The organism is Mycobacterium sp. NAZ190054 (assembly GCF_001545925.1).
Taxonomy (GTDB): domain Bacteria; phylum Actinomycetota; class Actinomycetes; order Mycobacteriales; family Mycobacteriaceae; genus Mycobacterium.
This window is the reverse complement of the sequence record NZ_LMVQ01000218.1, coordinates 1-6,192: the sequence shown is the minus strand read 5'-3', so window position 1 is coordinate 6,192 and position 6,192 is coordinate 1. Positions and strand designations below refer to the sequence as shown.

At 68.3% G+C, this 6,192-nt stretch carries 6 protein-coding genes; 3 read left to right on the top strand and 3 right to left on the bottom strand.

Translation table 11 applies throughout. From position 1 onward, the window contains the following. Nucleotides 1-573, bottom strand: a 573-nt coding sequence (gene kstR, locus ASJ79_RS16045; RefSeq protein WP_197420238.1) for a cholesterol catabolism transcriptional regulator KstR, incomplete at its 3' end; no start/stop codon positions are given. A gap of 287 nt (nt 574-860) precedes the next feature. Here kstR and ASJ79_RS16040 point away from each other — a divergent pair. Next, a complete protein-coding gene (locus ASJ79_RS16040) occupies nt 861-2,984 on the top strand; it encodes an acyl-CoA dehydrogenase (RefSeq protein ID WP_067956907.1) in 2,124 nt (707 codons plus the stop codon). Next, nucleotides 2,981-3,538 carry a hypothetical protein gene (locus tag ASJ79_RS16035; RefSeq protein ID WP_067956904.1) on the top strand — a complete coding sequence of 186 codons (558 nt, stop codon included), beginning with the start codon at nt 2,981-2,983 and terminating at the stop codon, nt 3,536-3,538. Before ASJ79_RS16040 ends, ASJ79_RS16035 begins: the two co-directional genes overlap by 4 nt. A 7-nt stretch (nt 3,539-3,545) precedes the next feature. Here ASJ79_RS16035 and ASJ79_RS16030 read toward each other — a convergent pair whose 3' ends face one another. Both ASJ79_RS16030 and ASJ79_RS16025 read right to left on the bottom strand, forming a co-directional pair. Further along, the gene (locus ASJ79_RS16030; protein ID WP_067956899.1) at nt 3,546-4,133 is read right to left on the bottom strand and encodes a hypothetical protein; all 588 of its coding nucleotides are present in this window, start codon (nt 4,131-4,133) and stop codon (nt 3,546-3,548) included. Between the two features lie 22 nt (nt 4,134-4,155). Beyond that, a complete protein-coding gene (locus ASJ79_RS16025; protein WP_067956896.1) occupies nt 4,156-5,226 on the bottom strand; it encodes a ferredoxin--NADP reductase in 1,071 nt (356 codons plus the stop codon). Between the two features lie 161 nt (nt 5,227-5,387). Between ASJ79_RS16025 and hsaA the strand changes: the two genes are divergently transcribed. Next, nucleotides 5,388-6,192 (top strand): 3-hydroxy-9,10-secoandrosta-1,3,5(10)-triene-9,17-dione monooxygenase oxygenase subunit (hsaA, locus tag ASJ79_RS16020; RefSeq protein WP_067956893.1); only part of this gene is annotated, 805 nt, incomplete at its 3' end.

The window sequence follows — 6,192 nt, the reverse complement described above, 5'->3', positions numbered from 1 at the left end:
CGCCAGATCGAGCCGCTTGGCGACGTCGGTCGCCGATGCGCGCCGGGTGAGCCAGGCCAGCAGGTTGGACAGCCACACGTCGGAGATCACCCGGGCGATGTGGTACTGGTCCTCGGTGGGCTCCCCGTCGCTCATCGCGCGGGCGAACATCGAGTCCATCAGCTTGCCGACGTGGTCGACCTCGCCGGCGGCGGACGCGTCGGCGAACACGAACGCGCGGGTCATCGCCTCGGTCAGCAGCGGGTTGCGCTGCATCGCCCGGTTCAGCTTGCCGACCATGATGTTGAGCCGCTGGTAGGCGGTGGCCCCGGCGGACAGCGCGGCACGGTCGGTCTTGGCGTCGATGCGCTCGAACTCGCGGCCCAGCGCGGAGACCAGCAGGTGCACCTTGGACGGGAAGTACCGGTACAGCGTGCCGACCGCGACATCGGCCCGTTCGGCCACCGCACGCATCTGCACGGCTTCGTAGCCGCCCTTGGACGCGATCGCCAGCGTGGCGTCCAGAATGCGCTTGCGGCGCTCGCGCTGCGCTTCGGAGCCGAGCTCGGACTCGGCGAGCACCGCGACGTTCATCACCTGACGAGGTCGCGAATCGGCGCCCGCACCCGCGGTGCGGGCAGGCGTCTGCGACTTATCAGCTGAGAACTCCGACGTCCCCGACATGCGGCGAATGGCTCCTTCGTGATGCGTTACCGGTGAAAACGATACGCATCCCGGTCCCGTATTTCTTCTCCGTGTGACGGGCACGACCGCGTGCCCTGCTGCTGCGGTGACGGTCGACTTGACGGTCGAACGCTGTCACTATTAGAACACGTTCTAGTGAGAAGCATCGTCTTCTCGCCCAAACGCTAGGAGACACGGTGTCGGCATCAACGTCCGCTCCCACCACCGACGACCAGTCCGCCGCCCGGGAACTGGTCCGGAGCTGGGCCGCAGCATCGCGGTCGGTCGAGGCGGCACGCGATATCGAGCAGGGCCACGCCGACGCGTGGCGCGCGCCGTACGGCAGCCTGGCCGAACTAGGGATCTTCGGCGTCGCGCTCCCCGAGGAACACGGAGGCGCCGACGGCACGGTAGCGGATCTGGCCGCGATGATCGACGAGGCGGCTGCCGCGCTGGTGCCGGGCCCGGTGGTGACCACCGCGCTGGCCACGCTGGTGCTGCCCGGCTCGCACGCGGAACTGCTGGAGGCCCTGGCCACCGGCCAGCGCACCGCGGGCATGACGTTGACCGCCGATCTGGACTACGCCGACGGACGGGTGTCGGGCAGCGCTCCGTACGTGCTGGGCGCGGACGCGGCGGGGGTGCTGCTGCTGCCTGCCGGCGATACCTGGTTGCTGGTCGACGGCGCCGCGAGTGGCGTGACCATCGAACCGCTTACCGCCACCGACTTCTCCCGTCCGCTGGCCGGCGTCGCACTCGACGGCGCGCCTGCCGAGGCGCTGGACGTCCCCCCGCAGCGGGTCGTGGACCTGATCGCCACGCTGCTGGCCGCCGAAGCGGCCGGCCTGGCCCGCTGGCTGCTGAACACCGCCACCGAGTACGCGAAGGTGCGCGAACAGTTCGGCAAACCGATCGGCAGTTTCCAGGCCATCAAGCACATGTGCGCCGAGATGCTGCTGCGCTCCGAACAGGCCTCCGTCGCGGCCGCCGACGCCGCCGGTGCGGCCGGCGAAGCGGACGCCGATCAGCTGTCGATCGCGGCCGCGCTGGCCGCGTCTGTCGGCATCGAGGCTGCCAAGGCCAACGCCAAGGACTGCATCCAGGTGCTCGGCGGTATCGGCATCACCTGGGAGCATGATGCGCACCTGTACCTGCGGCGGGCCTACGGCATCGCGCAGTTCCTGGGCGGACGGTCCCGCTGGTTGCGCCGGGTGGCCACGTTGACCCAACAGGGGGTCCGCCGCGAGCTGCACATCGACCTGGAGTCGGTCGCCGGCCTGCGCCCCGAGATCGCTTCTGCGGTGGCCGAAGTCGCTGCGGCGCCGGAGAGCGAGCGCCAGGTCGCGCTCGCCGAGACCGGGTTGCTGGCGCCGCACTGGCCGCCGCCCCACGGGCGTGGCGCCGGACCGGCCGAGCAGCTGCTCATCGACCAGGAACTGGCCGCCGCGGGGGTGGCGCGTCCCGATCTGGTGATCGGCTGGTGGGCGGTGCCGACGATCCTGGAGCACGGCAGCCCGGGCCAGATCGAACAGTTCGTCCCGCCGACGCTGCGCGGTGAGCTGACGTGGTGCCAGTTGTTCAGCGAGCCCGGTGCGGGTTCTGACCTGGCGGCGTTGCGTACCAAGGCCGTCCGGACTGACGGGGGCTGGAAGTTGACCGGGCAGAAGGTGTGGACCTCGGCGGCGCAACAGGCGCACTGGGGCGTGTGCCTGGCCCGGACCGACCCCGACGCGCCGAAACACAAAGGCATCACCTACTTCCTGGTCGACATGAAGAGTCCCGGCATCGTGATCCGCCCGCTGCGGGAGATCACCGGCGACGAATTGTTCAACGAGGTGTTCTTCGACGACGTCTTCGTCCCCGACGAGATGGTCGTCGGCCAGGTCGACGACGGGTGGCGGCTGGCCCGCACCACGCTGGCCAACGAACGCGTCGCGATGGCGCAGGGCACCGCGTTGGGAAACCCGATGGAGGAGCTGCTGCGGGTCATCGCGCAGCTGGAGGTCGACGGCGCCCAGCAAGATCAACTCGGCCGGCTGATCGTCACCGCGCAGGTGGGTTCGCTGCTGGATCAGCGGATCGCCCAGCTCGCCGTCGAAGGCCAGGACCCGGGCCCGCAGGCCAGTGCCCGCAAGCTCATCGGGGTGCGGTACCGGCAGGCGCTGGCCGAATTCCGGATGGATCTGTCCGACGGGGCCGGGGCGGTGATCAACCAGCAGGTGCACGACTTCCTCAACACCCGGTGCCTGACGATCGCCGGCGGCACCGAGCAGATCCTGTTGACCATGGCCGGGGAGAGGCTGCTGGGCCTGCCGCGGTGAGCACGCGGGACGGGCAGCGCCTCGCCGAGATTCTGGCCACCTACAGAGCGGCCGAAGATCCCGGTGGCACACAGCTTTTCGATGTGTCGGAAGCTCTGAGCCGAGCCGCCGGTGAGATCGCGTTCGTGGAGCTGACACAGACCGAGATCGCGATGATGCGGGCCGATCCGGCACGTATCCCGGACCTGTTCGTCATCCGCGATCACGCGACCGCCGAGGCCGTCGCGCGGTTCCCGCCGCCGGACGGCCGGGATGTCGACAACCACACCGACGCGTTCCGCCACGCCTACGCCAGTGCGCTGATGACCCACAGATTCGGCGAGGAATGGACGGCGCGGTTCACCGCCGCGCATGAGGGCAGACCCGACAATGACACGGCGAGCATGGCGATGGACCTGTTCAACAACGAGGTGGGTCGCGGAATCGCAGCGGCGAACCCCGATGCCTCGCCGCTCGACCTGGCCGATCTGGTGCAGCAGTCAGTGCGCGCCGGTGAGTTGGTCGTCGTCGGCCCGGACGGCCGGCTCGCCTGGAGCGACGACGAGCCGCGCTAAAGCCCTGTCAGGCGAACGTCGTCTGCGCGCAGGCGCTCGGCGTGGTGAGGTTCACCCCGCCGTAGACCACCTGGATCTGCGAGCACACGATGAACTCCGAGCCCTTGGCCGGCTGGCCGGTGGTCCACGCGGTCGGCACCGAGTCGCCGTCGGTGGTGAACCGCTCGATCGGTCCGCCGCCGAAGTACGTCACCGAGACCTCGACGTCGCGAAGCGATTTCAGCATCCGGGACAGCACGTTGTCGTGGTTGGCGCCCTTGAGTTCGCGGGGCATGCCGGCCGGCGCGCTGTACCAGGCCTCCTGCCAGACGTCCTGGGAGTTGCTGCGCAGGGTGATGGTCTGACGGGCCCAGGTGTCCTGCGGGAATCCGGTGGGGCCGCCGGGTGTCAGCAGGTTGGCCGAGGTGTTGTAGAAGCACCGGTTCTGCGCGGCGTCACAGTTCGCCGTGACGTGCATCTGGATCTGGGTGGCGGGGTCGACGTGGATCGAGGACACCGCGGTGTTGGACGCGGCGGTGGCCGCCGGTGGGTGCGCGAGCGCCGCCGTCAACATCGCGGTCAGCGCGATCGCGCATGCCGCTGCGAGCCGGTTCATCGTGATGAAGGTAATCCCCCTGCTACTCGTCATAGGTGACTTCCACCGAATCCGACTTCGGATGCGCCTGGCAGGCCAGGATCAGGCCTTCGTCGAGGTCCTGCTGCTCGAGGACGTCGTTGACCTCCATCTCGGTGTCGCCGGATTTCTTCACCACCGCGCACGCACCGCAATGGCCTTCGCGGCACGAGAACGGTGCGTCGAGCCCCTTGTCCAGCAACACGTCGAGCAGCTTGGCGCGGCGCGGCCAGGACACCTCATGGGTCTGGCCGTCCAGCGTCACGATGGCCGTCGCCGGCCCCTCGTCGCTGTCATCGGCGTCGAGTTTCACCGCCGCGAACGGGTCGGACTCCAGCGACTTGAACACCTCGATGTGGATGCGTTCGGCGGACAGGCCCGCCGAAGCGAGGGCCTCCTCGGCGGCGGCCATGAACGGACCAGGCCCGCAGATGAACGCCTCGCGTGAGCCGTACGGGGCGACCAACTCGGTCAGCGCCGACACGCTCGGCAGGCCCTGCACGGATTCCAGCCAGTGGATCGCTGTGAGCCGGTCCGGGTACTTGGCGGCGAGATCGCGCAACGTCTCGGCGAAGATCACGGACTGCTCGTCGCGGTTGGCGTAGACGAGCGTGACCTTGCCGGTGCCCTCCGACAGTGCCGACTTCAGGATCGCCATCATCGGGGTGATGCCGCTGCCAGCTGCGAGCAGCAGGAAGTCGGTGTCCAGTGTCTTCGGCACGAACGTGCCCGACGGCGCGAGCACGTGGATCTTCATCCCGGCGTGGGCGTTGTCGCACAACCAGTTCGACGCGTAACCGTCGGCCGTGCGCTTGATCGTGACCGTCAGCGGGTCACCGGTGAACGGCGAACTGCACAACGAGTAGCAGCGTGCCACCGAACCGGTGCGGTCACTGGGTATCCGCAAGGTCAGGAACTGGCCCGGCGAATACCGCAGTTTCTCCGGCGGGACCGGGGCGTCTTCGGGAGACTTGAACACGAGGGAGCGCGCGTCTGCGGTCTCGTCGATGACGTCGGCGATCTCCAGCTCGAGCACGTGACTGCCCAGCGGTTCGTCGGCGGCTACGTCCGTCACAAGATGAGCCCTCTCTTCGCGCCGCGGTCGGTAATAACTAGAACAGGTTACAGAAATGCATGTCCGCAGGTCCAGCGGCTACAAGACACCGCTACTCGACACAAATCGTAACGTGTTCTAATCTCATGTAGGTTACTTCGCACGCCTCGGGAGGCACACCAGTGACGTCCATTGAACAGCGCGACGCGCAGTCGGTTCTCGCCGGTATCGACGACCTGCTGCCGCGGATCGCGAAGCGCTCGCTCGCCGCCGAGGAGTTGCGCCGACTGCCCGACGAGACCGTGACCGAACTCGACGAGGTCGGATTCTTCAAACTTCTCCAGCCCGAGCAGTGGGGCGGCCTGCAGTGCGATCCGACGATCTTCTACGAAGCCGTCCGGCGCATCGCGAGCGCGTGCGGCTCCACCGGTTGGGTGTCGTCGATCATCGGGGTGCACAACTGGCACCTGGCGCTGTTCGATCAGCAGGCTCAGGAGGACGTCTGGGGCGGCGATCCGACGGTGCGGGTGTCGTCCTCGTACGCGCCGATGGGTGCGGGCACCGTGGTCGACGGCGGGTACCTGGTCAGCGGCGCCTGGCAGTGGTCGTCGGGATGTGACCACGCGACCTGGGCCTTCCTGGGCGGCCCGGTGATCAAGGACGGCAAGCCCGTCGATTTCGGAAGCTTCCTGATCCCGCGCGCCGACTACCGCATCGACGATGTCTGGAATGTGGTGGGCCTGAAGGCGACCGGGAGCAACACCGTCGTGGTCAAGGACGTGTTCGTGCCGCGCCACCGCTTCCTGTCCTACAAGGCGATGAACGACGGCACCGCGGGCGGATACCAGACCAACACCGCGCCGGTCTACAAGATGCCTTGGGGCACCATGCATCCCACCACGATCAGCGCTCCGATCGTGGGAATGGCCTACGGCGCCTACGAGGCTCACGTCGAGCATCAGGGCAAGCGGGTGCGCGCCGCGTTCG